This window comes from Rubrilithobacter danxiaensis (genome assembly GCF_047272945.1).
GTDB lineage: Bacteria > Bacteroidota > Bacteroidia > Sphingobacteriales > Sphingobacteriaceae > Rubrolithibacter > Rubrolithibacter danxiaensis.
In genome coordinates this window covers 1-1,348 of the sequence record NZ_JBKOPS010000035.1, presented here as the reverse complement: position 1 = coordinate 1,348, position 1,348 = coordinate 1, and the positions used below count along the sequence as shown (strand labels likewise).

Here is a 1,348-nt window from a genome sequence, read left to right as displayed (position 1 = left end):
CAGCACTTTGACATATGCCAAAGGCACCGATCCTGCACACGGAAGCGTAACAATCAATGCCACTACAGGAGCCTATACCTATACTCCAGCATTAAACTACAATGGAGCAGACAGCTTTACCTTTACGGTAAACGACGGCACGGTAAGCAGTACAGCAGCTACAGTAAGCATAACAGTAACGGCAGTGAATGATGCACCGGTAGCAGATGATGTTTCCGCAACTATTGATGAAGATCACATTTTAACTTTTTCAATTACTGATTTTTCTAATGAGTTTATAGACATTGATGGAGATGCTCTGGTAAAAATAAAGGCAGTTACTGTTCCTGATGGCACTAAGGGATTATTGAAACTTAATGGAATTAATGTAACCGCCGGCCAGGAAATTTTAGTAAACGAAATTCCTAACTTAACTTATGTTCCAAATCTTAATTTTAACGGTACAAACAGCTTTAGGTGGAATGGCTTTGATGGTACAATATGGGCACCATCAAATGCTAATGTAACAGTTCATGTTAATAGTATTAACGATTTGCCCCAGGCAAATAATAATACAGCTAGTACCTGTCAAAACAATTCCGTAACATTTAGTATTACCAGTGATGATGCCGATGTAGACGGAACAATAAATACGTCCTCGGTGGATCTGAATCCATCAACTTCAGCAGAAGAAAAAACATTTTCTGTGTCAGGCGAAGGAGTATATTCTGTTAATAATACAGGAGATATTACTTTTATACCGGCATCAACCTTTAATGGTATCACTACACCTATATCCTATACAGTAAAAGATAATAATGGAGGCCTATCGAATGTTGCTACCGTTACAATTACAGTTAATCCACGACCAACAATTTCAGCAAATGGGCCAGTAACCTTTACTTATGGCGGAAGTGTAAAACTTACGTCAAGTGCCGGCAGTAGTTACTTATGGTCAAATGGAGCAACAACACAAAGCATTACCATTAATCAGGTAGCTGAAAGTGGAAATTATAGTGTTACTGTAACTAATTTCGATGGATGTACAGCTACTTCGGCTACTACAATTGTAACGATAGGCAAGGCTACCTTAGCAGTAACAGCAGACGACCAGAGCAGGACCTACGGAACGGCCAACCCGGCATTAACGGTAAGCTACAGCGGCTTTGTAAACGGGGATACAGCAACAGACCTGACCACCCCGCCAACAGCAACCACAGCAGCCACCACAGGCAGCGCAGCCGGAACGTATGCAATTACGGCAGCAGGCGGAGCATCGGCTAACTACGATTTCACGTATACAGCAGGAACGTTAACGATAGGCAAGGCTACCTTAGCAGTAACAGCAGACGACCAGAGCAAGACCTAC

At 42.1% G+C, this 1,348-nt stretch carries 1 protein-coding gene; it reads left to right on the top strand.

Features of this window, described 5'->3' with window-relative positions; translation table 11 throughout:
- The coding region (locus tag ACLCDL_RS17875) for a tandem-95 repeat protein (RefSeq protein WP_423149778.1) at positions 1-1,348 on the top strand (1,348 nt) is incomplete at both ends.